Annotated in this window: 26 protein-coding genes, 2 tRNA genes, 1 other RNA gene and 1 other annotated feature; of the genes, 9 read left to right on the plus strand and 20 right to left on the minus strand. The window is 50.0% G+C overall.

What is annotated here, in order from left to right:
* Positions 1-8: 8 nt before the first annotated feature.
* From H503_RS0100860 to dnaX, 14 genes are all read right to left on the minus strand, one after another.
* The gene (locus H503_RS0100860; RefSeq protein WP_016459422.1) at positions 9-395 is read right to left on the minus strand and encodes a hypothetical protein; all 387 of its coding nucleotides are present in this window, start codon (positions 393-395) and stop codon (positions 9-11) included.
* 10 nt (positions 396-405) lie between these two features.
* Complete coding sequence (wecB, locus tag H503_RS0100865; RefSeq protein WP_009015845.1) at positions 406-1,566, minus strand: non-hydrolyzing UDP-N-acetylglucosamine 2-epimerase; 1,161 nt, start codon at positions 1,564-1,566, stop codon at positions 406-408.
* A gap of 15 nt (positions 1,567-1,581) precedes the next feature.
* Positions 1,582-2,592 carry a glycosyltransferase family 4 protein gene (locus H503_RS0100870; RefSeq protein ID WP_009015846.1) on the minus strand — a complete coding sequence of 337 codons (1,011 nt, stop codon included), beginning with the start codon at positions 2,590-2,592 and terminating at the stop codon, positions 1,582-1,584.
* Between the two features lie 129 nt (positions 2,593-2,721).
* Complete coding sequence (locus H503_RS0100875) at positions 2,722-3,369, minus strand: hypothetical protein (RefSeq protein WP_026385377.1); 648 nt, start codon at positions 3,367-3,369, stop codon at positions 2,722-2,724.
* Positions 3,370-3,810: 441 nt separating this feature from the next.
* Positions 3,811-4,386, minus strand: a complete 576-nt coding sequence (locus H503_RS0100885; RefSeq protein WP_016459420.1) for a chromate transporter — start codon at positions 4,384-4,386, stop codon at positions 3,811-3,813.
* Entirely contained in the window at positions 4,383-4,922 is a 540-nt protein-coding gene (locus H503_RS0100890; RefSeq protein ID WP_009015849.1) for a chromate transporter, read from the minus strand. Before H503_RS0100890 ends, H503_RS0100885 begins: the two co-directional genes overlap by 4 nt.
* 451 nt (positions 4,923-5,373) lie before the next feature.
* On the minus strand, positions 5,374-6,723 hold the full coding sequence (locus tag H503_RS0100895; protein WP_016459419.1) for an MATE family efflux transporter: 1,350 nt from the start codon (positions 6,721-6,723) through the stop codon (positions 5,374-5,376).
* A 102-nt stretch (positions 6,724-6,825) separates the two neighbouring features.
* The gene (locus tag H503_RS0100900) at positions 6,826-8,862 is read right to left on the minus strand and encodes an LTA synthase family protein (RefSeq protein WP_009015851.1); all 2,037 of its coding nucleotides are present in this window, start codon (positions 8,860-8,862) and stop codon (positions 6,826-6,828) included.
* 9 nt (positions 8,863-8,871) lie between these two features.
* Entirely contained in the window at positions 8,872-9,819 is a 948-nt protein-coding gene (locus H503_RS0100905; RefSeq protein ID WP_014128820.1) for a diacylglycerol/lipid kinase family protein, read from the minus strand.
* A 45-nt stretch (positions 9,820-9,864) separates the two neighbouring features.
* Complete coding sequence (locus H503_RS0100910) at positions 9,865-10,263, minus strand: GtrA family protein (protein WP_009015853.1); 399 nt, start codon at positions 10,261-10,263, stop codon at positions 9,865-9,867.
* Between the two features lie 3 nt (positions 10,264-10,266).
* Positions 10,267-10,512 (minus strand): pro-sigmaK processing inhibitor BofA family protein, encoded by a 246-nt coding sequence (locus tag H503_RS0100915; RefSeq protein ID WP_009015854.1) that lies wholly within the window; start codon positions 10,510-10,512, stop codon positions 10,267-10,269.
* A gap of 37 nt (positions 10,513-10,549) precedes the next feature.
* Complete coding sequence (gene recR, locus H503_RS0100920) at positions 10,550-11,146, minus strand: recombination mediator RecR (protein WP_009015855.1); 597 nt, start codon at positions 11,144-11,146, stop codon at positions 10,550-10,552.
* 7 nt (positions 11,147-11,153) lie between these two features.
* Positions 11,154-11,486: a YbaB/EbfC family nucleoid-associated protein gene (locus H503_RS0100925; RefSeq protein WP_009015856.1), complete on the minus strand. Its 333-nt coding sequence runs from the start codon at positions 11,484-11,486 to the stop codon at positions 11,154-11,156.
* 12 nt (positions 11,487-11,498) lie between these two features.
* Positions 11,499-13,385, minus strand: a complete 1,887-nt coding sequence (gene dnaX, locus H503_RS0100930; RefSeq protein ID WP_009015857.1) for a DNA polymerase III subunit gamma/tau — start codon at positions 13,383-13,385, stop codon at positions 11,499-11,501.
* Between the two features lie 164 nt (positions 13,386-13,549).
* Between dnaX and H503_RS0100935 the strand changes: the two genes are divergently transcribed.
* Positions 13,550-13,640: transfer RNA gene (locus H503_RS0100935), tRNA-Ser, on the plus strand.
* A gap of 67 nt (positions 13,641-13,707) precedes the next feature.
* Positions 13,708-13,807, plus strand: an RNA gene (ffs, locus tag H503_RS12150) — signal recognition particle sRNA small type.
* 395 nt (positions 13,808-14,202) lie between these two features.
* On the opposite strand, the gene H503_RS0100945 is transcribed toward ffs, so the two are convergent.
* Complete coding sequence (locus H503_RS0100945) at positions 14,203-15,603, minus strand: FAD-binding oxidoreductase (protein WP_009015858.1); 1,401 nt, start codon at positions 15,601-15,603, stop codon at positions 14,203-14,205.
* A gap of 98 nt (positions 15,604-15,701) precedes the next feature.
* The gene (gene alr, locus H503_RS0100950) at positions 15,702-16,847 is read right to left on the minus strand and encodes an alanine racemase (RefSeq protein ID WP_009015859.1); all 1,146 of its coding nucleotides are present in this window, start codon (positions 16,845-16,847) and stop codon (positions 15,702-15,704) included.
* A gap of 251 nt (positions 16,848-17,098) precedes the next feature.
* Positions 17,099-17,339, plus strand: a binding site (T-box leader).
* Between the two features lie 41 nt (positions 17,340-17,380).
* Here alr and H503_RS0100955 point away from each other — a divergent pair.
* From H503_RS0100955 to H503_RS0100965, 3 genes are all read left to right on the plus strand, one after another.
* Entirely contained in the window at positions 17,381-18,304 is a 924-nt protein-coding gene (locus H503_RS0100955; RefSeq protein WP_009015860.1) for a homoserine O-succinyltransferase, read from the plus strand.
* A 10-nt stretch (positions 18,305-18,314) separates the two neighbouring features.
* Entirely contained in the window at positions 18,315-18,776 is a 462-nt protein-coding gene (gene tadA, locus H503_RS0100960; protein WP_009015861.1) for a tRNA adenosine(34) deaminase TadA, read from the plus strand.
* Between the two features lie 23 nt (positions 18,777-18,799).
* A tRNA-Ser gene (locus tag H503_RS0100965) sits at positions 18,800-18,887 on the plus strand.
* Positions 18,888-19,007: 120 nt separating this feature from the next.
* Here the strand turns inward: H503_RS0100965 and H503_RS0100970 are convergent.
* On the minus strand, positions 19,008-19,892 hold the full coding sequence (locus H503_RS0100970) for a LysR family transcriptional regulator (protein WP_009015862.1): 885 nt from the start codon (positions 19,890-19,892) through the stop codon (positions 19,008-19,010).
* 156 nt (positions 19,893-20,048) lie between these two features.
* On the opposite strand from H503_RS0100970, the gene H503_RS0100975 reads away from it, so the two are divergent.
* The gene (locus H503_RS0100975) at positions 20,049-20,663 is read left to right on the plus strand and encodes a chromate transporter (RefSeq protein WP_009015863.1); all 615 of its coding nucleotides are present in this window, start codon (positions 20,049-20,051) and stop codon (positions 20,661-20,663) included.
* Positions 20,651-21,226, plus strand: coding sequence for a chromate transporter (locus H503_RS0100980; RefSeq protein ID WP_009015864.1), 576 nt, complete (start codon positions 20,651-20,653; stop codon positions 21,224-21,226). Before H503_RS0100975 ends, H503_RS0100980 begins: the two co-directional genes overlap by 13 nt.
* 155 nt (positions 21,227-21,381) lie before the next feature.
* On the opposite strand, the gene H503_RS0100985 is transcribed toward H503_RS0100980, so the two are convergent.
* A complete protein-coding gene (locus H503_RS0100985; protein ID WP_009015865.1) occupies positions 21,382-22,137 on the minus strand; it encodes an ATP-binding protein in 756 nt (251 codons plus the stop codon).
* A 117-nt stretch (positions 22,138-22,254) separates the two neighbouring features.
* Here H503_RS0100985 and H503_RS0100990 point away from each other — a divergent pair, with 117 nt between their 5' ends.
* Positions 22,255-22,920 carry a Crp/Fnr family transcriptional regulator gene (locus tag H503_RS0100990; protein WP_009015866.1) on the plus strand — a complete coding sequence of 222 codons (666 nt, stop codon included), beginning with the start codon at positions 22,255-22,257 and terminating at the stop codon, positions 22,918-22,920.
* A gap of 42 nt (positions 22,921-22,962) precedes the next feature.
* Here the strand turns inward: H503_RS0100990 and H503_RS0100995 are convergent, their stop codons facing one another.
* On the minus strand, positions 22,963-24,057 hold the full coding sequence (locus H503_RS0100995) for a metallophosphoesterase (protein WP_158306815.1): 1,095 nt from the start codon (positions 24,055-24,057) through the stop codon (positions 22,963-22,965).
* A gap of 35 nt (positions 24,058-24,092) precedes the next feature.
* Positions 24,093-24,485 carry a fluoride efflux transporter FluC gene (locus H503_RS0101000; protein WP_016459414.1) on the minus strand — a complete coding sequence of 131 codons (393 nt, stop codon included), beginning with the start codon at positions 24,483-24,485 and terminating at the stop codon, positions 24,093-24,095.
* Between the two features lie 179 nt (positions 24,486-24,664).
* Between H503_RS0101000 and H503_RS0101005 the strand changes: the two genes are divergently transcribed.
* On the plus strand, positions 24,665-24,962 hold a 298-nt coding region (locus H503_RS0101005), incomplete at its 3' end, for a transposase (RefSeq protein WP_026385381.1).

Genomic DNA, 24,962 nt, shown 5'->3' on the forward strand with positions numbered 1-24,962 from the left:
TCACTTCCTTAATCTGTAGGGAATTTCCCGATGCCCTTTCGGGCCATCTGGATGAGAAGAAGTCCATAAAAAAGCAAATAGGAAAAAAGCACCCTGTGTCCACCCCAATCAAGCTTGAGACCAATGAGGACAAAGACCAGGACAGTACCAAGCCGCACGAACATCATGCGGTGCATGGAAAGCGCCGCATGATGGGGAGCCTTTTTCATGCCGCTGTAAAGGCCATAAAGGAACAAGGCCGAATCACACCAGCCAGCGAGGCTTCCCAGAAGCCAACCGCCGGGCTGGGGTGAGAACATGAAGGCAAGGCCGCCTACCAAAGGAATTGCCAAGGCCTGGAGGGCCGCAAGACGAAGAACATCACGCTTAAATGAAGGCGGCAAGGGATGTGGCATATGTTTTCCCTTATTTTTCACTTTCAAATTCCGTCATACGCCCCGTTTGATAACCATAGGCTTCCAAGAGATAACTTACAATGCGCTCCGAGGCTTTGCCATCCCCATAGGGATTGACGGATTCGGCCATACTGCGGTAATAGGTTTCATCACTCAAAAGGCGCATGGTCGCGGCATATACATCTTCCTTGCCCGTCCCGATGAGTTTCACCGTCCCTGCCGTAACTGCTTCAGGACGTTCCGTCGTATTCCGCAGGACAAGGACCGGTTTACCAAGAGCCGGAGCTTCTTCCTGGATTCCGCCCGAATCCGTAAGGACGATATCGACGCGAGCCATGAGATTGGCAAACGGTTCATAATCCATGGGTTCAATGAGGTGTACGCGGTCCATCTTACCAAGGACCTGTTCCGCCACTTCCCGAACCTTGGGATTCTTGTGCATGGGGAAAATGGCTTCCGCTTCCGGATAGTCACGGAGAACTTCCTTCAGGGCCTGATAGACATGGCGCATCGGTGCCCCCAGGTTTTCCCGGCGATGGGTCGTCATGAGGATCAGCTTATGATTGCTCCGGATGGCCGCTTCCAGTTTCGGATTGTGGAAATCAAAGACATCCTTTACAGTCTTTTTAAGGGCATCGATGACCGTATTTCCCGTTACATAAATGGCATCTTCCGGGACATTTTCCTTTAGCAGGTTCCGCTTGGCGTTGCCGGTTGGTGCAAAATGAAAGTCAGCAATGGCACCGGTGAGCTTGCGGTTCATTTCTTCCGGATAGGGAGAATATTTGTTTCCCGTACGCAGACCGGCTTCTACATGCCCAACACGGATTTGACGGTAAAAAGCAGCCAAAGCACCTACAAAAGTGGTTGTCGTATCTCCATGGACAAGGACAAGATCGGGCTGGGCTTTTTCGAGAACATCCCTAAGGCCCATGAGAGCACGGGTCGTGACATCATAAAGGGTCTGTCCAGCTGTCATGATGTTAAGGTCATAATCCGGCTTGATGTCAAAAAGGGTCATGACCTGATCCAGCATTTCCCGGTGCTGGGCCGTCACAGCAACAATCGGTTCGATAGTGTTCGGATATTTCCTCATTTCGAGAATAAGCGGACACATCTTGATGGCCTCCGGCCTCGTTCCAAAGATTGTCATGACTTTAAGTTTTTCCATAATTACGCCCCTATTCTAGCGATCCTTCAGGATGCCGATTTTCTTGGCACCAATGAAGATGATGGTAATGAGTACGCCCAGAAGGACAAGGGCATAAACCCCGTCCACTTCTGTAAGCAGTACGGCGGCAAGGCAAAGCCCTGCACTGATGAGATACATGAAAATAACAGCCTGACGCTGACTAAAGCCCATAGCAAGGAGCCGATGGTGGATGTGACCTTTGTCGGGCTGAAAAATGGGCCGGCCATTTTTATAGCGACGCAAAATGGCAAAGGCCGTATCCATAATGGGAAGCCCCAAGGCAATGGCAGGGACCAAAAGTGCAATGGTCGCTGCACTCTTGACAGCGCCAAAGATTGAGATGGCCGCCAACATGTAACCCAAAAACAAGCTTCCCGTATCTCCCATGAATATGGTAGCAGGATTGAAATTGTAACGGATGAACCCAATAATGGCACCAGCAAGGGAAGCCGTCATGATGGCGACTGGATACATGCCCTGCTGGAGCGCAACCATAATGACCGTCACGGAGGCAATGGCCGAGACACCTGCCGCAAGGCCATCAAGACCGTCAATGAGGTTCACGACATTGGTCAGGCTGACAATCCAAAAAACAGTAAAGGGAACGGAAAGATAATCCAGATAAAAATAACCACCCCAAGGGTTATTGAGCCACTCGATGCGGACACCAAAAAGGACGGGAATCAAAGCCGCCACAATCTGTCCCACGAGTTTGACCTTGGCCGACAGCTGGATCATATCGTCGACCATGCCAACAGCTGCAATTGCGGCACCGCCCAAGAGAATCCCGATGACATCCGTTGTCAGTTCAAGTGTTGTGAGCGCCGCCGTCATAAAGCCAATAAAAATGGCAAGACCGCCCATGCGCGGCATGATGCGGTGATGAACCTTTCTAGCATTCGGCCGGTCCACAGCGCCGAGGTGAAATGCCAGTTTTTTGACAGCCGGTGTCAGGATCCAGCTGATAACAAGAGAGAGGCCCAACGCCACAAGATATGGTTTCACAAAAATCCCCTTCTGCGGAAGCTTCCGCCTTTGAGTCTATGTATTGCTGAAAGATGGGAAGCATCACTTCTTCCCGTTGGTACATACAAAGTATATTATAGTACATCGTCAGAAAATCTACAATGACTCTTACAGCCTATCCAACGATTTGCCCGTTCCTTCCTGTTCTATTACCGGACGGGAAAAGAGGATGAGTCCCCCTTTTTGTTTATAGCCCGTATCCCAAAGTTCCTTAAGAGAGAGCCAGCGCCAGGATCCACAGGTTGTGACTTTCACCATGACCTCATCGTGGAAAGTCTCATAGCCCGTAAGCAGGAACCAGTGCCAAACAAGATCCCGAAAGCTAGGTGCGCGGTGCTTAAGATTAAGGTACGGCAGGGGCCATCCGGCATCAATCTGGTGTTTTACAAGTTCAGCTGAGGATTCATAGGAATGATTCCCCGACCATCCTGTCAGGATAAGATCATTTATACCGCGGTCACACAAGTAGTTCGTAAAGCCTTCCATATAGATGGAAAGCTTGTCGATGCCTGTGATACGGGGCTTTAGGTAGGGTTTCATGATCATGCCCAGTTCCAGGTAGGCTGCTTTGGTCATTTTTTTCTGGGCCTGGGGCGCTGCATCAGGAAGGTTTTTATAAAGGGAAAAATAAAGGCTGCAGTCTGTTGCTGTAACGGCAGCACAGCCGCCCTTTCGCATCCACCAGTCGTGGGTAAACCATTCCTGGCTGCCCCCAAAAGCACCCTCTATGGAAAAATATGGAAGTTCACGTTTCATGAGTCCGCCCCCTCACAAATAAGTTAGGTATAGGTAATCTCTAGCGTGCCCCTAGTGTATCACATTTTTGTAGGAGAGGAAATATGGAAGGGAAAAACAAAAGGCAGGCTCCCTCACCAGCCAGGAAAAAGACAAATGAAATCAGTCCAGCCAAAATCGCAGGTTAGGGTGACCAAAGATGACTTGAAGGTAGGTGTTCCACTCTTTTCCTTATCTTTGCCTTGCTGCAAGATGGCCTTAGCCTGGAATCGCCTTGACAAGATATGATGTTACCTTGGAATCATCTTTTTTCACTTCGCCATAAGGCACAGCATGACAGCAAATCAAAACGGTTTTGTCCTTATTAAAAAGCCATGGGCGACCTTTCCCCTCAACTCCATAAATAAAAATCAGCTCCCCTGCCTTACCCTTTCGGTGGAAACAGGAGAGCTTTTTATTTTTCTACCTTCCAAAATGAAATACGACGCCAACCACGGCAGCTGCAGCAAGCCAGACCACAGGGTGGACCTTTTTGAACTTCGTCGTAAGGATGAGCAGTACAGCTGCCAATAAGAGACGGCTCCCAATGAGAGACGAGAAGAAGTTTCCCGTTTCTTTCCAAACAGCGGCGTCAATCAGGGTCACTTTTGCTACCAACAGTCCTGCTGCCGCTATCAGGCCGCAGGAGGCAGCCCTGAGACCATACATACCAGACTTGACGTAATGATTCTGGCCGAATTTCTTGAGCACACTGTAGATAGCGATTACAACGATAACAGACGGTGTCACAAGGCCAATGGTGGCAGATAACATCCCTGTCAGCCCATCAATATGGAATCCCACATAGGTGGCCGTATTGACGCCAATAGGCCCTGGTGTCGATTCTGAGACGGCAATCATGTTGAGCAAATCCATCTGCGTAAACCAGTGTGTCTTATCAGCGAGTTTCGTTAAGAACGGGATGGTAGCCATGCCGCCGCCTATCGCAAATAGGCCAATCTTGAAATACTCTATGAACAGGGCTAAGAGAAGCATCATGCGTCACCGTCCTTTCTTTTTGCCGCAATTCCGACAAGGCCGGCAGCCACGACGAGATAGGCGGGTGAAATGTCCGTGATCACGTTAATGATAAGGACGAGAAAAAAAAGTACAGCGGTCAGTTTGTCCACGACGGCCTTTGCAAAAAGTTTCCGCACGGCCTGAAAAATCAGGATACATACCCCAACGCGAATTCCGGCAAAAGCATCGGCCACAGCAGGAATATGGGCAAAATTTGACAAAAAGGCCGCTATGGTTGTAATGATGACCATGGATGGGAAAATAACACCAAGCGTGGCCGCCAGTGCACCGGCAACACCTCGCAGCTTCATACCAATAAAGGTTGCCGTATTGACGGCTATGACACCAGGCGTGCACTGTCCAACGGCATAATAGTCGGCCAGTTCTTCATCCGTTGCCCAGTGATATTTGTTTACAACTTCTGCCTGCAAGATGGGCAGCATTGCGTAGCCACCGCCAAAGGTTACCGCACCCATGCGGGCAAACACGCTGAATAATTGCCAAAGTGAGGCCATAGGATCGACTCCTTTCATATTTTACAAGTGTAGCACATCGGCTTCCTAAATACTACCGCCTGATAAAAATGATTCTTTATCCTAGTAAAAAAGAAACAGGAAAAAACATTTGAAATGGTCTTTTCCTGCTATCTTTTGCATTTTTTATATTTTCTTTTATTTTCTTATAAATTATGACATATTTACATAAAAATCATTGCGTACTTTTTGGATAAATCGTATCTATACGCCTTTTCATTATGCGTCGCCATCGCTATTATTGAGTTCAATCATAAGAGCGTGATGAGAGAAACTCAGGCTGAAAGGAAAAGTAGGAAAAGGGCTCACCCCCTATTTAGAGCTGAACTTTCCCACTCCTTAGGAACGCGGCACAGCTTTCTATCAATGATCTGTTATCCCCCAACGAGCGAAGCAGGCTGCAAGCCTCTTTTTTCATAACCCAGACCGCTCTTTACGCATGATATTTCTTTTCAATATAGCGCAGGCGGAGCGTTAAAAACAGGGCCGAAAAGAAGATTCCTGATATCAGGCCCATCCAGTAGCCATCGGCTTCTTTATGGAATCCATAGTCCATCACGAGCCCAATGGGAAGGGCAAGGACCCAATAAGCGGCAAGGGACGAATAGAAAGTTGCTTTGACATCTTTATAACCGCGTAAAATGCCTTGAATAGGCGCCGCCGTACTATCACAGAGCTGGAACGCAATAGCAAAACCAAGAAAATGCTCAATAGGCGCCACAAGGCTCGGATCCTGAGTGTAGAGCCTAGCTATAAGTGTCCGCCCGACAAGCAGGAAAACAGCAAAGGAAAGCCCGACCATGACATTGCCGACGCGGCCTGTCCTGCCATACAGCCGAGCCGCAGCATAATCCTTGGCTCCAACAAAGGCCCCAATAATGATAGTAAGGGAGAGGGAAAAACTAAGAGGCACCATATAGAGCAGATTCGTAAAGCTCATGGCGGCTTGGTTTGCCGCAACCGTCACAGTCCCAAACCTTGATACAAAAAGACATTCCACGCCAAAGATGCTCGTTTCAAGGAAGATTGCAACACCCATGGGAATCCCCACGCGCAGATGCTCCCGCAGGTGACTGAAGGAAAAACCTGTACGATCAAAGACGCGGAAACTACGAAAGACGCCCAGATGCGTAACCAAAAAAGAAAAGGACAGAAAGAGCAGCCAGCAGGTAATGGCCGTTCCCACACCCGCTCCAGCGCCGCCCATACGGGGCAATCCCAGCTTTCCAAAGATAAAAAGGTAGTTCATGAAGCAGTTGACCGGCATGGTAAGAAGAAAAAGCCGCATGGTGAGCTGCGTATACCCCATGGTATCGACAAAAGAGCGCAGGATACTGGCTCCAAATAAGGGTACAATGCCCATGGCCACGTAGCTTAGATAGTTATGGCTTACAACCTCGACCGAGCTTTCAAGATTCATTAATGACAGGACCTTATCAAGCTGCAGAATACCCACGCTGATGATGCTCACGCTGAGGATCAAGGCAAGCATCAGCCCACTGAAGACCGCGCCGGAAATCTTTTCATAGGCTTTTGCACCGCGGTAGTTGGCGACAATCGGAGTCAAGGCCTGGAGGATGCCATTGAGTCCTGTGAAAATAGGCATCCAAATATTGGCTCCGATGGCAACCCCGGCGAGTTCGGCCGTGCCCGCGTGACCACTCATGATTGTATCGGCGAGGTTCATCCCCGTGATGGCAAGCTGGGTAATCAGGATTGGCACCATCACTTCCAGGATTTTTTTCATCCGTCTTCCAAAGGACGGGGGCACGTTTTCTTGCATCAGCATACACTCCTTACAAATAAACCAAGGGAGGAACCGGCGGCGGGTGGTCCCGCCACTTGGCTCCTCCCCAATTGATAACAGGCTGAGGAAGTATGTGCCTTAAAGGGAAGGCATATACTTAAGATGCCGCTCCACATAGTTGTACATCACATAATTTGCCAGGGCGTCCTTTTCCTCCCGATCCGGTGTTGGCTCGTCCAACGTGGAAACAAAGGATAAGTCGGCGGAATAGTAATAGGCTTTACCGCCAAAATAGCCCAAGGCATAGGGATGATCCGTAGGCTGCAGGAGATTTCTCCCCATGAATTCTTCCGGTACGGGGACGCCCATGAGCGCAAGGAGCGTCGGAGCCAGGTCTTCCTGGCTGCCATAATCCGTACTTTCGAGATTTTTCAACGGTTCCAGATTCTTACTCACAAAGATAAGAGGAATCGGCGCCACGCTCTTCTTGTCCTGCGGCTTTTGGACAAGGGTCTTATATTCCCCACCCGAATGGGGATTATGGTCGCTTGTAATCACAAAAAGGGTCCGATCATCCATGAGTCCTTCCTTTTCCGCTTCCTCAAAGAAATGCTTCACGGTCTGATCTACCCAATACATGCCGCACACGGTTACCGTGCCTTGGGTTCGCACGGACTCAGGCATGTTTTCGTAAGTAATCCCATAATAGGGATAAGGTTGGTGCATATCAAGGGTCTTCGTGACAACAAGGAATGACTGACCGCGGCTTTTCTTTAAAAAGCGCAGCATGTTGTCATACATGACATCGTTATGAAAACCCCAGCCACTTGCTCCAGAGTAGCCTTCTTTGGCAATATCTTCCTTAGCAAAATAGTGAGCCATACCAAACTGTTCTGGATACTCGCGGTACTCATTATTGTAGTAGCGGCTTGATGCACTGAAAAATGTCCCCGGAATCCCCGCTTTTTCAAGGGAACGAAACAGTGACGGCTGGTGGGTCCCCGGCAGGTCACCATCATAGATGAGCTGACTGCGGAATGTCGCATTAAGGCCCTGTGTCGTCGGAACTGCCGATGAGTAGTAGTGGTCAAGGTGCGGATACTTTTCGACAAGCAAGTCCAGATAAGGCGTCGTTTCCTTGGGAATCGCGGGATTATAGTAATGGAGATAATCCCGATGGACGGACTCAAAGATGATCATGACAATTCGGTCATAAGCAGGTTTATCTCGAACAATGACTGGTGTTTTAGGCAGGATGCCCAGACGTTTCAAGATGGTACGATCCTTATCGGTCAGTTCCCGTTTCTTATATTCACTGGGATCGTGAACAACCTTATCGGTCTTGAAAAAGGCTTTTTGGAAAAAGTTCACGTTCACAGGGTATGCCACAGCATCCCGTGTCGTTTTTCGGTTCTTTTCCAAATCCACTTCAAGATCAAGGCCCGGCACGAGGTCAAGGCCATGATAGACGCCTTCACGGCACAAAAGATAGGTCAGGTTAAGACCCAAGGCAAAAACAGCAACGCACAGGAGCGACCAAGGCAGGTTAGGCTTGCGTCGCTGGGGGCGATCGACACGGAAAAGGGCAGCAAGCACGATAAGAAGCAGGGCGCCAAGAACCAGCTTCCAAGAATCCGTCGTTGACAGGACGCCTATGGCCGCATAATAATTGAGGTTCTCAAAAAGAACACTCTCTACATGCATGCTCGTATTCCAGAAGTAGACTGCATCCCCCAACATAATGAAGGCTGTTACAAAATAAACAAGGAAATAAAATGCCTTCATTCCCCGATTGGGGTAATGGTGATAGACCATGGCCGTTACCAAAAGGACAACGATATTGTTAAAAAGACCGGCAAGAATTGAAAGGACCGTCATAAATCCCCAGTCAAGCTCAACATAGGTCACCATGAAGAGGGCGTCCAAAAGATACAGCACGCCAATGACCACGACGGGGAAATAGCGCCGGGCCCGATCCTTGATCCGGTGCTTCTTAAGATAAAGGAGTGAGCCCGTCCCAAGAAGCAGAAAATCCCGCAGAAAGTGATTCAAAGTTCGGTACCAGCATTCAGCCAGAGGAAAAGGCGAAATGGCTTTCAGATCATTCCAGCATAAAAAGTATTCCAGACCCAAAATAAGAAGGGCCGGAAGAATGAGCGCAAGCTTCTTTTTCACAATGCCTCCCTAGGAAATAAAATTAAGCGGAGTCGGTAGGAGGGAAATGGAAAGGGGCGACGTTGCTACGCTATCCCCATCCAATTCGGCCGCAAAGTTCTTCACGTTGCAGCGAATCTGGACCTCCTGGGCCTTACAGATTTCGACCGATTTATCCAAGGAGAGCATATCGGCCGCAATGAGCGCTGTGTAGCGCAGGAAGTCGACACAACGGTCCTTTTTAAATAAGATGACATATAGTGCAGGATTGGATAAGGAGCCCCCGTTAACAAGAGAGAAACGGCCTGCATAGTAACGGCTCTTTGTGACGATAACGGAACTGGCCGCCCGCCATACGCCATCACCGTCAATCATAACCTCAAACTTATACTTCCACGGATGCAGCAGCATTTCATTTCCCGCCACAAGGCCGCTCTGGCGCACATAGGCAAGGGTTGAAAGAAGCTTTTTTTCTTTGGGCGTGACCATATCGACGACGAGGGAATCAACGCCGATGCCGGCCACAGTCAGAAAAATCCGGTCATTGGCCTTTCCTAGCCAGACTGGAGCCGTAATGCCCTTTTCAACGCGCATGAGCCAACTTGTGGCATCGGTTTTCTGGGCCAGTTCCTTGGCAACAAGGTTCACCGTACCAGCAGGGTAGATACTCACATAGGGCATATAGTCCCGTTCAACGAGTACTTCTGAAATGGCGCGCAGTGTACCATCGCCGCCAGCAATGATGATCCAATCGACTTGTTCATCGCAGGCCTTACGTGCCACGATTTGAGCATCGTTGAAGGTGTTGATGCGGTAATAGGAAAAGGCAGCCGGTCCATACATCGCGATAAACTCGTCGGCAAGGCGCTCCACACTGCGGTGCATGGCAGCAAAGAAAGTCTGCTTACCCGCATTGTGGTTATGGACGAGATATACTTTTTTGAATGACTTGATATCAACTTTTTTTCGAAACATCATGAACCCACCCTTTTTAGTGAGACGGGAGCTGTGGGAGCCGCCGTCTTATGAATAGATCCATTTTTTTCTGGATAGATAGTTCCAAATGGTCACAAGTGCCGATGCAAGGATCTTACTCGGCATGACGCTGCCGCCTAGGGCACCGACGAAAAGGCGCATCAAAAGAAGGTTCAGCAAAAGACCCAGGGTCGATACAATAAGGACCAGGGAAAACTCCTTTTTTCTGCTGTAGCGGACGCCACTGTCAAAAACAAAGCAATTGGTCGCAATATAGTGGCAGACCGTGGAACAAAGATAAGCAAGGCCTGTTGACAAAAGATAATTGAGACCGAGGCGCACGGCAAATAAATACACCAAGGCCCATTCAAAAAGGGCCGCCGTCCCGCCAATCACAAGATAGCACAGGATTCGTACCCTTTCATTTTCTGATTTACTAAATGCCATCGCTTAGTGCCCCATGAGCTGATAAAGCAGCAGGAGAATGACGCCGGGAATTCCAAAGAATCCCGCCACCAAAGCGGAAACAGCACCAATTTCAAGATGCAGACCGACAATTCCCCCTACCAGATTGAACAGCCAAAGAAGGATCATGCCAACAACCCCGTTCCACAAAAGCTTGAGGGAAAGGGAAAAGATATTGACGACTATCAGAAGAATGACAAGGGCCGCAAGGCCAAACACCCAAACTTCCATAACTACGTACCGCCTTTCTTCACATCCTAAGGGACAATCAAAGTTCCCGACGGTTTTCCAGGGCCTTGTAAAGCGTCAATTCATCGGCATATTCAAGGTCCCCACCCATGGGGAGGCCGTGGGCAATGCGGCTGACCTTGATGCCCAAGGGACGGATGAGACTCGCCAGATAGGCTGCTGTTGCCTCCCCCTCCACATCGGAATTGGTTGCAAGGATCACTTCGTGTACCGAACCGTCCTGCAAACGGCGCATGAGTTCGCGGATCTTCAGCTGGTCAGGGCCCACGCCATCAAGGGGAGACAGAACGCCATGAAGGACGTGGTACACCCCTTCAAAACCCTTTGTCCGTTCCATAGCCGCTACATCCTGCGGTTCTTCAACGACACAGATGAGCCCATGGTCCCGCTTTTCATCCTCACAAATTTCGCACCGTGTACCTTCACAAAGATTAAAACAGGACGTACAGAGATGGACCTGATCCTTGACAGCAACCAGCGCCGCTGCCAGAGCTTCCACATCGCTTCGTTTCATATCAAGGACGTGGTAGGAAAGACGCAGCGCCGATTTGGAGCCAATCCCCGGCAATTTGCGCAGCTGCTCATGAAGCCGGGCCAGAGGTTTGATCATGCGCATAGTGTTCTCAGTACATCCCCGGCAGCTTCATGCCGCCCGTTACTTTGCCCATTTCCTTTTCTGTCATTTCATCAACCTTCTTCATTGCTTCGTTGACAGCTGTTACGATGAGATCTTGGAGCATTTCTACATCATCTGGATCGACAGCTTCAGGCGAAATGGCAAGGCTTACGACATTCTTGCTGCCATTTACAACAACCTTGACTGCCTCCCCGCCTGCCGTGGCTTCCACGGTGCGTTCCTTGAGTTCATCCTGGAGTTTCAGCATCTCACTTTGCATCTTCTGGACTTTTTTCAGCATGCCCTGCATACCATTCATTCCCATTCCGCCTTTAAACATTGTTCATTCCTCCTATTGATTCGAATCATCTTTTACAAGGCTTCCGCCAAAGACCATCATGGCCCGTTTGACGGTTTCAGGAAGTTCGTCGTCTTCTTTGGGAAGGGGCGCTTCCTTGGGCGGCGCAGGCGGCGCCGCCTTATGCTGGGGGCGGGAAGCCACGCGAGGCGCAGTTTTCCTTGCCGCTTCCATTTGTTTTTCGCTGGCCTGTTCGACCGCAAATTCGAAATTCTGCCCTGTCCCCGCCTTTAAGATGGCAAGGACCTCGTCCCTTAGATCATTGCGTTCAAGGCGGTCCTTGGCCAATTGCGTTGCCGTCCCCACCGTGAGCCTTTTGCCATCAAAGTCAAGGGGAGTTGCCTCCCGCGCATAGGCAAAAAAGCCCATCTTATGACGCTGTTTGAGACCCTGCAGAACGCCATTCCAGAGTCGCTGGGCCCCTGCTAGATCAGAAGGCTGACGGGGAGCGTCCGTTTTTTCTTCAAAGGGCGGAGTAAAAGAGGCACCCTCGGCTTCCATTTTCTGGCCCGCTCGCTGCGGTACAGCGGATGCCTGCTTTTCAAAAGAAGCTTCTTGCCGTTTTTCCAAAGGAATGGCAGCAGGCCCTTCTGCAGAGGGAAAAGAAGCTTCTTTCTGAGTTACAGAAGGCATGTCCGGTGCCGTTGCCATCGGGGAAGCATAAGCCGCTTCCTGCGTCTTGCTCCTTTTTTCCCTTGGCGGCTCAAATGCGGGTGATACGGCTGGAGCACCGCCTGCCATGAGGTGGGTGACTTTCCCTTCAAGTGTCTCAATGCGGGACATAAGTGCCGCAGGACTCTCCCCTTCGCCGCGGCAGAGATCATAAAGACAAATCTCTGCGACAATCTTTGACCGCAGGGAACGCTTCACATCAAGGGAGGCCTCATGGATACGCGCTGTTGCAGCAAGAATGCGGCTGCGCGTAAAAAGCGGTTCCACAGTTTTGAGATTTTCCGCTGTATCGGTCAAGTAAATCTCCTGATACGCCGGATCAGCCTGATAAAGGAGCAGGGCTCGCATATATTCGAGGAGCTCTGTCAGGACCTGGGTGACATCTTTTCCATCGTCCATGAGCTGATTGAGGAGATCCAAGGCAGCAGGCAGATCGCGGCGGCCAATTTTCTCTACCAAGGCCCGCATCGTATCGCGCCCGGCAATACCAAGGACCTGCCGCACCGTTTCAGCTGTCACAGGATTAGCCATGATACTGCATTGATCCAGAAGACCAACGGCATCGCGCATTCCCCCATCGGCCTGAATGGCCATAAGACGCAGGGCATCCGGTTCCGCATTGATATTGCTGCCTTCTGCTACTTTTTGCAGGTGGGCAGCAATATCGTCGACCGTAACGCGGCGAAAATCAAAACGCTGACACCGGGAATGGATGGTCGTCGGGATCTTCTGCGGCTCCGTTGTCGCAAGGATAAATACGACATGCTCTGGAGGTTCTTCAAGAGTCTTTAACAGGGCATTGAATGCGTCTGCCGTGATCATATGCACTTCGTCGATAATATAGACCTTGTAACGGCTGGAAACAGGTGCAAAATGGACCTGTTCCCGAAGCTTCCGGATCTCATCAATTCCGCGGTTGCTGGCCGCATCGATTTCAATGACATCGGCACTGGTACCTTCCGTAATTTCCCGACAATGATCGCAAGTATTGCAAGGATGGGGCGTTGGCCCCTTCTCACAGTTCAGGGCCTTAGCAAGGATCCGCGCCGTACTCGTCTTACCCGTACCGCGAGGGCCTGTAAACAGGTAAGCATGGGAAATGCGCCCCGACTCAAGTGCGTTCGTGAGCGCTTTCCTGATGTGTTCCTGCCCCACGAGGCCATCAAAATCCTGGGGTCTCCAAGTACGATATAATGCGACGTAAGACATGGAATCCATCCTTTCTCTCTGTTGTACCATGGTATTATACCTTGTTTCCACAAAAAAATTCAACTTATTTCTTGACAACGGCATGAATATCCTTTATACTAAAACACACAGTCATTTTTAAAGACTGCATACAATTGAAAAGCTTTGCCTAAGCATTTCAACCTGGAGAGTTGTCCGAGTGGTTGAAGGAGCACGCCTGGAAAGCGTGTATACGGGATAACCGTATCGAGGGTTCGAATCCCTCACTCTCCGCCATTTAAGAATCCGCCGCAGCATGCGGCTTTTCTTTTAAGTACGCTTTTATTTTTTGGATGGACCATAGGGATAGGTCCTGCGCAATGAAGTCCTGTGAACCTTGTCAGGTCCGGAAGGAAGCAGCAATAAGCAGACCGCTTCGTGTGCCGCAGGAGTGCCTGTTCCTGTGGCCCATCGAGAAAATAAGGACGGGAAAGTCCCGCTGGGAAACGAAAAGTCTCCCAGCGGGACTTTTTTGCCGTGGAGGGAAAATGGCGGTCAGGCAATCCATTCAGGAAGAGTCCAGAATGCTGTCTCGAGACGCCGGCTCTGGCTGCCAAGCAAAAGACGTAAAGGTGCCTGCAATGCTGTGATGCCATGGTGCGAAAAGACCGCAGGGGAAAAGACCTTAAGGCCTTCGTGTTGTAACCCACAATTTTTAAACTCACAACTGAACTATCCTGTCCCCTAACGTGAGGCGGTCCATCGTACGCTACAACGTGAGCCCCTTGCCTCAGGTCGACCTTTTCTAAAGCAAGTGGCTCAGGTCCTGCATCAAATAAGCCCGATTTTTGAGCCGGCCTCAATATCTTGCAATGACCTTCCCCGGATTGAGTACATCCAAAGGATCCAAGGCCTTCTTGATGGCTGTCATCATGAACATCTGCCCAGGGTCCGTCAAACGCTCGAGCTGTCCTACTTTCTTTGCCCCAATTCCATGTTCACCGGAAAGAAGGCCGTCATGGGCATAGACATAGGCATAGGCCTTTTCATGGAAGGATGAAAGGGTTTCCTCCCAAGCTTCATCGCTGAGCTCCCCTTTAAGGATATTAAAGTGCAGGTTCCCATCTCCCGCATGAGCTAAGGTAAAGACGCGGAAAGGATAGGTTGCGGCAAGTTCCGACAGATCCATGATGGCATCTGAAATCTTATCCAACGGAAAGACAAAATCGTCACTGGTACTGACGCGGCTTAGGATTCTCGTCGCTTCAAGACAATTTTTGCGGATTGTCCACACCCGGTCATCAGCAAGGGACACTTCCACGGCACCATGCGCCTGAGCCAGCTCATCGACCTTTATGAGCTTTTTATCCATCTCATCTTCATCAAAGGTTTCGAGGGTCAAAATAACGTAGCAGCCGTCGTCATAATGACTGAGTCGAATCTTTGAATAGTCGCTGGAAGCCTGCACAAAACCATGATCCATGAATTCAACACTCGTCGGGTCAAGCCCAGCTTTTAAAAGAATGGGAACAAGGCTCGTGGCCTTCCGTGGATCTGTGAAGACAAGAAGGACGTCCGACCGGTAGGGGGCAATGGGCAGCAGTTTCAGCGTTGCTTTTGTAATGACGCCAAGGGTCCCTTCGCTCCCAAGAACGAGCTGATCAAGACAGAAACCAGTTGTATTTTTCTTCGTTCGGGCCCCCAGGTGTGCAATCTCGCCCGTGGGCAGGACCACTTCGATGGCATGGACCTGACTGCGCGTCGTGCCGTAGCGAACGGCCTTATCGCCACCGGCGTTTGTCGCAAGGTTGCCGCCAATGAGGCAGCTGTCGGCGCTGCACGGGTCACCGGCATAAAAGAGACCTTCCTTCTTGGCCGCTTCCTGCACATCGAGGGTCCTAGCCCCAGCTTCGACAACCATATACATACCATCCGGGTTTACTTCCAAGATGCGGTTCATGCGCTCCATGAGCATGACAATGCCACCGCAGACAGCAATGGCTCCGTCGGAGACGCTGGTCCCGCCGGAGCGGGGTGTTACGGAAAAATGGCGCTTATTGGCAAGTTTCATGATGGCCGCCACTTCTTCCGTACTTCCTGGCGCTGCAACAGCTTCCGGCACATGGAAGAACCGGGAATCTGTCTCTTGATCCGTTTGATACGTTTCGAGGGTCTCCGGCGTCGTGAGGACATATTTTTCGCCTACAATGGCTTTTAGTTCTTCAATTGTACTTTCTGTTAATTTTTCATAGTGCTCCATACTGCTTTCCTACCTTCCTGATGCAAAAAAGGGCCCGCCTTTCTGCAGAAAAAGAAGCGGAACCCGTGTGTGAACCTAGTGGGCTTACGCCCTTTTTCCTAAAAACGATTGTTTTCGTAATGCTTGATGGTATACGTGTAGGTGTACTTTCTGGGAACGCGCGTTGACAAAAGACACATGAGCTCATAGGGTATGGTTCCCACCCACTTAGCCAATTGGTCAAGGGAAACACCGCCCGGTCCAAAGATAACCGCTTCATCCCCCTTATGGACACCCGGCACATTCGTCACGTCAACCATAAACTGGTCCATACAGATGCGACCCACAACAGGAGCCTTATAACCACGGATCGTAATATAGCCACGGTTTGACAGGGCGCGGGAATAGCCATCAGCATAGCCCAAGGGAATCGTAGCTACCTTCATGGGTGCTTTCGTCTCGTAGGTACAGCCATAACCGATCTTCTCACCGGCTGGAACATCCTTCACAAAGACGACTTCTGCCTTGAGGCTGAGGGCCGGTTTTAGGTCAAGACAGCGTTCTACGTCGTCCGATGGCCACAGTCCATAAAGGGTGATGCCCTGACGGACCATGTCACATTCTGTATGCTTCATCTCCGTGATACCAGCGCTGTTATCGATGTGGACCAAGGGAATCTGGATGCCTCGGTCCTTGATAGCGCGGTCAGCTTCCATGAATTTTCGATATTGGCTTTCAGCAAAACTTTTATCCATTTCATCGGCGCTGGCAAAATGGGAAAACATCCCTTCAAGCTCCACATGGGGCAGCTTGCTGATGGCCTCAGCAAGATCGGCCGCTTCTTCAGGACGGCAGCCGATCCGGTTCATCCCCGTATCGACAGCCAGGTGGACCTTGGCCACCTTGTTTTCCTGCAGGGCTGCTGCCGAAAGCTCCTGGGCCACGGCAAGATCATAGACCGTTTGGGTGATGTTATAGTCCACAAGGGCCTTTTCATGTTCTTCCGTCATGGTCCCCAAAATGAGGATAGGCGCCATGATACCAGCTTCGCGAAGCTCCAGGGCTTCCTGTGTCATGGACACCGCCAGATAATTGACGCCTGCCGCCAGGGCTGCCGTTGCAACGGGCACGGCTCCGTGGCCATAGGCATCAGCTTTGACAACCGCGCAGATTTTTGTCCCCGGTTTGAGGACTTTGCGCGTGACCTGTACGTTATGGGCAATGGCCGACAGATCGACTTCGGCCCAAACATTCCTCGCTCTCATAAAACGCCACCGTTTCCTTAAAATTTACGGGAATTGTTCCCCGGCCCTTTTTTAGAAAAGGGCTATACGCCTTTATCATACTCTTTCCCTTTTTGTTTGGCAACGAAAATTCCAAGGGGGCCTTGCTTCTTTCAGGTCTATTCAAGATGACTTTGTAACAGATTGTACAAGATATCCTTTTCCTACGGAATTTCTCCCCTTGCTCCTTGACGGACCTTTCCATGCATGCTAAAATTTTTTCAATTTCATAGTAAAATGCGATGAAAGGAAGAGTACTTTTTATTGTCTGGTTCCAGAGAACTCCCGCACCGGTGAAAGGGAGTGCAGATGAGAAAAGGAAGATGGTCCTGGAGCTGATTGGCTGAAATCACAGTAGGCCGTACGGGTGTGCCCGTTATTGCACTGGGGAATCCGGCTTTGGCCGCGTTTCCAAGAGACCTTGCCCAAGGGCAAGGTAAAGCTGGGTGGTACCACGATGCTTTCGTCCCTGCAGGGAGGAAGGCTTTTTTTATTGCAGGAAAGGAGTTTTTGTCATGCCCATTAAAATTGACGGCGGCCTGTCCGCTGTAAACCGTCTCCGTGAAGAAGGAATCGTCACCATTGGAAAAGACCGTGCCATGACGCAGGATATCCGGCCCTTGAAGATCCTGATTCTTAACCTCATGCCCCTTAAAAAGCCGACGGAACTGCAGCTCCTGCGCCTATTGGGCAACTCCCCTATCCAAATCGAGATTGATTTCTGCCGCCCTGTGTCCCGCGTCAGTACGCACACGGATAATTCCTATTTAGACCGAGTCTATCTTGAATGGAATGACATCAAGGACCGCTATTATGATGGCTTCATCATCACCGGCGCACCAGTCGAAAAGATTGACTTTGAAGATGTTGAATACTGGCCTGAACTTGTCCAGTACTTTGAGTGGGCCCGGAGCCATGTCTTTTCTGTTCTCCACTATTGTTGGGGCGCCCAAGCTGGGTTATACTATTACTACAATATACCAAAGATCATGCTCCCCAAAAAGCTCTACGGCATCTATCCCTATGGACTTACGACAAACTTCCATCCGCTCCTGCGCGGCTTTGATGACCGCTACTTCATTCCCCAATCGCGTTATACCCGTGTCGATGACAATAAGATCGACGCTGACCCGCGCCTTGAAGTGTTGAGCCGCAGCGCCGAAAACGGCATCAACATCTGCAGTACGAGCGACATGCGCCATATCTTTGTCATGGGCCATTTTGAATATGACCGAAATTCCCTGCAGGATGAATTCATCCGTGACAAAAACAAGGGCCTTGACCCGGAGCAGCCGAAATTTTACTATCCCGACAATGACAGCAGTGAGCAGCCCTGCTTCAAGTGGTGCAGCTATGCTCACCTGTTTTACACCAATTGGGTCAATATGGTCTATCAGGAAACGCCCTATGACCTGCTGCAGCTGACCCGGAAAGAATAGGAATCCTACCATGGAGCTTGCAACAGACGAAGAAAAGATGTATATGGAAGAAGCCCTGAAGGAAGCAGCCTTGGCCGCTCTTGAAGGGGAAATTCCCGTAGGGGCCATTCTCGTCCAGGATGGACGCGTCATTGCCCGGAACCATAACCGACGGGAAAGAGCGCATGATGCCACGGCCCATGCAGAAATCCTTGTCATCCGGGAAGCCTGTGAAAAGCTCCGGCGCTGGCGCCTAGCTGACTCCACCCTTTATGTGACCATGGAACCCTGCCCCATGTGCGCCGGTGCCATCTATAATGCCCGGATCGGACGCGTTGTCTTTGGGGCGAGCGACAGCGTAGCCGGAGCCTGTGGGAGCCTCTTCCAGATTCCCCTCCACCCCAGTCTCCATGCAAATACCATCATCAAAGCCGGTATCGAAGCAGAGCGCTGTAAAAAAATTTTGCAGGAATTTTTTACACGGCGCCGTTAATATGATATAATAGCCTAGTCTGCGGATGGGTGTCCGAGTGGTCGAAGGTGCTTGACTCGAAATCAAGTATACCGCAAGGTATCGTGGGTTCGAATCCCACCCCATCCGCCATTATTATAAGTCACATCAACCCCCACCATGGGTCACGCCATGGTGGGGGTTTCTTATTTGGTAAAAAAGTCCAGAAGCCTGCCTCCTGCTGATTCAAAATACCGTCCATGCCAGTTGTCCCTATTCCTCCTGATTTTTGTCACGCTCTTTAAAAACAGTAAATAAGGCTTTTGCACTGGCTGAAATATAGGCATCCTTACGAAGTACAAGTTCAAGCGTGGAAACAAGGCCCTTTTCCGCAATCACCCGACGCGTCAGATGGGGATAGCCGCGAAGGGCCTCCAAGGGTGTCACGCTGATTCCCAGTCCATAATCAGCCATCATAAGGCAAGTACGAAGGTCGTCTGCAACACCAACAATTTGCGGCTGCCTTCCAGCGTGAGAAAAAAGATCACGGATCCTTGCTTCCCAGCGTTTATAAAGGATCAGAGGACACGCTGCAAGGTCTTTCATGATGAGCTTCCTATGCGAAGGAATCTCACTGAAAAACGCTCGTTTGCCGGAAGCCATCATCGGATCCTGGCGAAGGGGAAGACGCTCAACATGCTTAAAAGTTTCCGGAGTCCGAACAAAAGCAGCTTCCAGCTCATTTCGAGCCAGTTTTTCTTCCAGTTCAAGCGTGTTGCCTTCTACGATTCGCAGCCGGACAAGGGGATATTGCCTGTGAAAAGCATCAAGCCCTTCATAGACTTCCTTCACGTGGGCGGAAGAGATACAACCAAGATGCACGGTCCCAGTTCCGCCTCGGCCCATATCGCGGATTTCTTCCAAGGCTTGCCGTTCTATATCTGTCATTTCCAGTGCATACTGGTAGAACCGGCGTCCGGCCGGTGTCAGCGTGATCTGGCGCGCACCGCGTATAAACAACTCCGTTCCTACCTCTTCTTCCAGCAGCTTGATTTGGGTAGACAGGGGTGGCTGAGAAAGATTCAGTTTCCTGGCTGCTGCTGAAATCGTACCTTCTTCAACGACAGCGATGTAATAGCGCAGTTGATATATATTCATATCATATACCTCATTATAAGACAAATATTATTCATATAGTTAATTCTATGATACGCTATGGTGCAGAAAAAGAAAACCGCCAAAATCCCGTAAACGGTACCTAGATGCGCCTAAGGGGACGAAAGCAGCCTAAAGGAGGAAGCTAAAATGGATGGAATGAAAAAGTGTTGGAAGCTTTTCTGGGTATTTGCTCAAATCGGGATCACCACATTCGGCGGCGGTTATGCCATGCTGTCGATTCTGCAGCGGGAAGTGGTGGAAAAGCGCCACTGGGCAACGGAAGAGGAACTCATGGATGACTATGCCATTGGGCAGTGTACGCCCGGCGTCATTGCCATCAATACGGCTACCTTTATTGGCTACAAGCTGTACGGAATCACAGGCGGCATCATTGCTACACTGGGAGTTATCTTTCCTTCCCTTTTGATTATTACGTCCATTGCCGCCTTTCTTTTGAATTTTGCTGACCTTGCTATTGTAAAACATGCCTTTGACGGGATCCGCGCCTGCGTCACCGTCCTGATTTTTGATGCGGTCATCAAATTAGGGAAAAAAGCCCTCATTGACAAGACCAGCTGGCTGTTATTTTTCATCGTCCTTGTCTTATCTCTCTTGACAAGCATCCCAACTGTCATGCTGATTGTTCTTTCCGGCATAGCAGGCTGTCTCTTTTCCTCAAAGTCTGCCTCTATTAAGACAATGAGCAAGGAAGAAGATCCACAAGACCACGCTGAAAACTACGCAAAGGAGGACGAATCATGGAAACACTGATTCTTTACGGCCAACTATTTTGGCAATTTTTCAAAACCGGGTTATTTGCCGTTGGCGGCGGGCTCGCGACACTGCCTTTTCTTCAGGAGATGAGCCGTCTGACCCATTGGTTTACTACGACCGACATTGCCGATATGGTTGCCGTCTCTGAATCGACGCCGGGGCCCCTGGGCGTCAACATGGCGACCTATGTCGGCTTCAAAACGGCGGGATTTGCAGGCGGTGCCATCGCCACCTTAGGACTCATTGCCCCGTCCATCATCATCATCCTCATCATTGCACGGATGCTCCGTAGATTTCAATCCTCAGCCATCGTCAGCCAGATCTTTTCCGGCCTCCGCCCTGCGTCAGCGGCCCTCATCATGGCTGCAGGCCTGAGTGTCGCACAGATTGCCCTCTTCCAGGTAAATACCTGGAAAGTTACGGGAAACCTGGCCGACCTCTTTAAAGTTAAAATGATGATACTGACAGCCTTCATCTGGTTTTGCTATCGCAAGTGGCAGCTCCATCCCATCATCTACATTGCCTTTTCTGCTGCCGTCGGCATCCTTTTGGAACACTAAAAAATGGCCCCGAACCTAGCGGATTCGAGGCCATTTTGCACTTTTAGGAAGATCATCTGTTCGGAGCTAAATAAAGCCCTGCAACTAGCTTCCAGCTAGAGACGCGCCTTAAGGAAATGCCGAACTTTAAGAAGCGCCTCGTTTCAAAGGCCGCCTTACGTCCGATCAAGGATCCTGCCATCGGTCGAAATCGTTACGACAGACCAAGGAATCATCTTGCCGCTATCCTGAAGGGCTTTGACGGCAGCATGTTCCAGACCGCCGCAGCAAGGGACTTCCATGCGGACCACGGTCACGCTCTTGATATCATTTGAAGCAAAAATCGCACCTAATTTTTCCGAATAGTCGACGGCATCAAGTTTCGGGCAGCCCACGATGGTAATATGACCTTTGATGAATTCTTCGTGGAAATTTGCATACGCATAAGCTGAACAGTCAGCCGCAATGAGGAGCTTTGCTCCGTCAAAGAACGGAGCCTGGATAGGAACGAGTTTGATCTGCACAGGCCACTGGCGCAGCTGGCTTACAGGAGCTTCTGCCGGTGCAGCAGGCGCAGCTGCTTTTCCCGCCTGATCCATTATCTTCATACGGGACCCAGGGCAGCCGCCTTTGGGCGCCATCATCTTCACGCGAGAACCGGGGCAGATCCCCTGGGGCGGAACCGGTTTTCCTTCAGCCCGCATCTTTGCTTCAACAGCTTCCCGGTCATAAGGCAGAGCTTCCCGTTCTTCAAAAGTAATGGCATCGGTCGGGCAGTGCGGCAGACAGTCGCCAAGGCCATCACAATAATCATCGCGCAAGAGCTTGGCTTTGCCATTGACCATGCCGATGGCACCTTCGTGGCAGGCTTTAGCGCAAAGGCCGCAGCCGTTGCATTTATTTTCGTCGATTTTGATGATTCTCCGTTTCATGAGTGTTTCCTCCCCTGTATGTAAAAGATTCATGGTTTCACTTGCTTTTTCGATGGTGTCATTATACGATAGGGGTACAATTAATTACGTTGTTTCAACAACAAAAGGGGAGAAACCATGGATTTTGCATTTTTAGCGAAAACACCCTTTTTCCGTACCTTACGTACGGAGGAAATCAAGTCGGCCCTCACCTGTTTGGGCGCAGTGACCCGCCATTTTGAAAAAGGCAGCTACATTCACCGTGCCGGTGACAAGGTCCACACAGTCAGTCTTATCCTCAAAGGCTGCGTCAACATCGCCTACGATGACATCTGGGGAAACCGGACCATCTTGGGACAGGCCCACAGCGGGGAAATCTTTGCCGAAGCCTATGCCTGCATGGATGACGAGCCGCTCCTTATCAGCGTGGAAGTAGCAGAAGATACGGAAGTCCTTATGATGGATATGCACAAGATACTGACCATCTGTCCCTCAAACTGCAGTCATCATCATAAGCTTGTAGAAAACCTCCTGACCATCTTGGCCCGCAAAAACTTGGGCCTATCCCGGCGTATGGTCTATACAGCATCAAAATCGATCCGCGGCCGTGTCCTGTCCTATCTGTCCTTTCTCGCTGACAAACAAGGAAAAAAGCAGGTTTCCATCCCCTTTGACCGTCAGGAAATGGCGGATTACCTCGGCGTCGACCGTTCTGCTCTCTCAGCGGAACTGAGCCGCATGCAAAAAGACGGACTTATTGCCTACAAAAAGAACCATTTCACCCTTTTCACCGATGAACTTTGAAGTAAAAAGCCGTTACGAACACAGGATTCGTAACGGCCTTTTTTATTTTTTAATCGGTTCTACACTGACAACCACAATTTCCGGCGGTACGCCAAGACGCATGGGAATAACGGACAGGCCATGGCCTGTCGATACAGTCGCCAGCATATTCCCAAAGGCCTGAGTGCCATGGTCCAGCGCAAAAAGTCGCTGTGTAATGAGGTTTAAAGGAATGAATTGTCCTCCATGAGTATGGCCGGCAAAATAAAGGTCATACTCCTTTTGTGATGCTTCCAAAACATGGTATGGTTCATGTTCCGCAAAGATATGGAGGTCACTGCCTTGGGCTGCAGGCGCCTCATAGCCCTTTTTTCCAAAGCGCTCATCATCAAGGCCTGTGATCCAAACGGAACTGCTCACAGGAATGGACTCATTCACAATGAACCGAATGCCCATTCGTTCCAGATAAGTCCGTTCCTGCTCTCCCGTACCTGCCATGAGATCATGATTGCCCATGACGGAATATAGGCCCATAGGAGCGCGGAGGCTGCGCAAGGCATCCATACTGCCCTCGCGCATGACAAAGGAAAGACTGCGGTCCACAAGGTCACCGCCAAAAATCACAAGATCGGGGTCTTCCGCATTAATGCGGCTCACGAGCTTTTGCCCATACCGGCGGCCCCAAAGAGTTCCAAAATGCAGGTCCGAAGCAAAGACGATACGCATGGACCGCGTCAAAGGTTTATACGTGCGAAGGGTGATCCGCCGCACATGGGGATGAAGGGCCTGGTAAACGCCAAGACCGGTCCCCAAAAAAGCGATGAAAAAAATTGTGATGGCCGCATTGGGTGCAAGGTTCGGAGACTGGGAAAACCGGCCAAGGAGCCAACAAACACCATAAAAGATAGATAAGAGCACAGAATAAAAGATAAAACCCATCCACACTCCGCCACTCCAACTAAAATAACGAATCAGCGTAACAGGAAGCGATTCCGTAAAAATATTACCAATGGCAAAAATCAAGGGCATGAGTAAAAAGGGCAGGAGCGTCCAAGCAGAGTGAAGCAGGGAAAATCCCGTTCGGTACATCCCCCAGGAAAAGGTCGATCCTACAAGACCCAAAGCCGTCACAATAAGAAAAAACATATTGATACTCACTTCCATCACCCCTTACAAAGGAGCCGCGGTCATCCTTAAAGCAGCATCTTGCCCAACCAAAAAGCGGCACCGGCAGCAAACATACCAAGCATGTTCTGCAGGAAAATATAAAGGAATCCCGTAATATGCTCCCCATGCAGGAAAAAATGCATTCCTTCTTTGATAAATGAAGAAAAGGCTGTAAAACCTCCAATGAATCCCCAATAAAAGAGGTTGATCCAACGAGGATGCGGCAGTTTAACGTATAATACAGCCACAAAAAAGCCAACCAAAATGCAGCCAAGCGTATTGACAGCAATCATGTGCCAGGGAAAATCCGTCCCCCCCACACCCTTGAGGCTTCCGGCAACAAGATAACGCCCCACGGAGCCCAAGGCGCCTCCAAGCGCCACATAAAGCAGCATGTGCAAATCTTCTGTAATTGTCATGATTCCCCCCTCAATTCAATAAAGCAACATTCCCAGTCCCGAGCAAACACCCGCTACAAGAATAATCATTTTTTTATTTTCTTACGCTATTTTTGTATACTTTTTACCGTTGAAAAAAGGCGCTTGCTAAAGAATGAAATGTACCCTCTTTACTGGACACCCAGTAAGGAGGGTACATTTTGCGTTATACGACTGAATTTAAGCTGATGTGTGTAGAACTTTATCGTCAAGGTAAGTGGGTAAAAACACCTAAAGGAATTAAAACAGCAAATTTTCGTAACAAGATTCGTACTTGGAATCGTATCGAACAGGCTGGCGGACCGGAAGCATTGTGTCACAAAGCACATTACAAGGCATGGTCCCCAGAGGAGAAACTTGAATTGGTTTCACAAGTAAATGCCGGACAGTCAATGATGGCTGTCGCCTGTCAATATGGTATGAGCTATAGTCTTTTGTACCAATGGGTTCGTAAATACA

It is taken from the genome of Acidaminococcus intestini DSM 21505, assembly GCF_000425045.1.
In the GTDB taxonomy this organism is placed as follows: Bacteria; Bacillota; Negativicutes; order Acidaminococcales; family Acidaminococcaceae; genus Acidaminococcus; species Acidaminococcus intestini.

Coding starts and splice junctions, on each gene's coding strand:
- H503_RS0100955 (WP_009015860.1), top strand. CDS start 17,381: ATGCCCATTAAAATTGACGGCGGCCTGTCCGCTGTAAACCGTCTCCGT.
- H503_RS0100985 (WP_009015865.1), bottom strand. CDS start 22,137: ATGAAACGGAGAATCATCAAAATCGACGAAAATAAATGCAACGGCTGC.
- H503_RS0100945 (WP_009015858.1), bottom strand. CDS start 15,603: ATGGAGCACTATGAAAAATTAACAGAAAGTACAATTGAAGAACTAAAA.
- H503_RS0100895 (WP_016459419.1), bottom strand. CDS start 6,723: ATGCAAGAAAACGTGCCCCCGTCCTTTGGAAGACGGATGAAAAAAATC.
- H503_RS0100915 (WP_009015854.1), bottom strand. CDS start 10,512: ATGGAAGTTTGGGTGTTTGGCCTTGCGGCCCTTGTCATTCTTCTGATA.
- H503_RS0100980 (WP_009015864.1), top strand. CDS start 20,651: ATGGAAACACTGATTCTTTACGGCCAACTATTTTGGCAATTTTTCAAA.
- H503_RS0100925 (WP_009015856.1), bottom strand. CDS start 11,486: ATGTTTAAAGGCGGAATGGGAATGAATGGTATGCAGGGCATGCTGAAA.
- recR (WP_009015855.1), bottom strand. CDS start 11,146: ATGCGCATGATCAAACCTCTGGCCCGGCTTCATGAGCAGCTGCGCAAA.
- alr (WP_009015859.1), bottom strand. CDS start 16,847: ATGAGAGCGAGGAATGTTTGGGCCGAAGTCGATCTGTCGGCCATTGCC.
- H503_RS0100890 (WP_009015849.1), bottom strand. CDS start 4,922: ATGGCCTCACTTTGGCAATTATTCAGCGTGTTTGCCCGCATGGGTGCG.
- H503_RS0100910 (WP_009015853.1), bottom strand. CDS start 10,263: ATGGCATTTAGTAAATCAGAAAATGAAAGGGTACGAATCCTGTGCTAT.
- H503_RS0100875 (WP_026385377.1), bottom strand. CDS start 3,369: ATGAAACGTGAACTTCCATATTTTTCCATAGAGGGTGCTTTTGGGGGC.
- H503_RS0100970 (WP_009015862.1), bottom strand. CDS start 19,892: ATGAATATATATCAACTGCGCTATTACATCGCTGTCGTTGAAGAAGGT.
- H503_RS0100905 (WP_014128820.1), bottom strand. CDS start 9,819: ATGATGTTTCGAAAAAAAGTTGATATCAAGTCATTCAAAAAAGTATAT.
- H503_RS0100975 (WP_009015863.1), top strand. CDS start 20,049: ATGAAAAAGTGTTGGAAGCTTTTCTGGGTATTTGCTCAAATCGGGATC.
- dnaX (WP_009015857.1), bottom strand. CDS start 13,385: ATGTCTTACGTCGCATTATATCGTACTTGGAGACCCCAGGATTTTGAT.
- H503_RS0100885 (WP_016459420.1), bottom strand. CDS start 4,386: ATGATGCTTCTCTTAGCCCTGTTCATAGAGTATTTCAAGATTGGCCTA.
- H503_RS0101000 (WP_016459414.1), bottom strand. CDS start 24,485: ATGACAATTACAGAAGATTTGCACATGCTGCTTTATGTGGCGCTTGGA.
- H503_RS0100860 (WP_016459422.1), bottom strand. CDS start 395: ATGCCACATCCCTTGCCGCCTTCATTTAAGCGTGATGTTCTTCGTCTT.
- wecB (WP_009015845.1), bottom strand. CDS start 1,566: ATGGAAAAACTTAAAGTCATGACAATCTTTGGAACGAGGCCGGAGGCC.
- tadA (WP_009015861.1), top strand. CDS start 18,315: ATGGAGCTTGCAACAGACGAAGAAAAGATGTATATGGAAGAAGCCCTG.
- H503_RS0100990 (WP_009015866.1), top strand. CDS start 22,255: ATGGATTTTGCATTTTTAGCGAAAACACCCTTTTTCCGTACCTTACGT.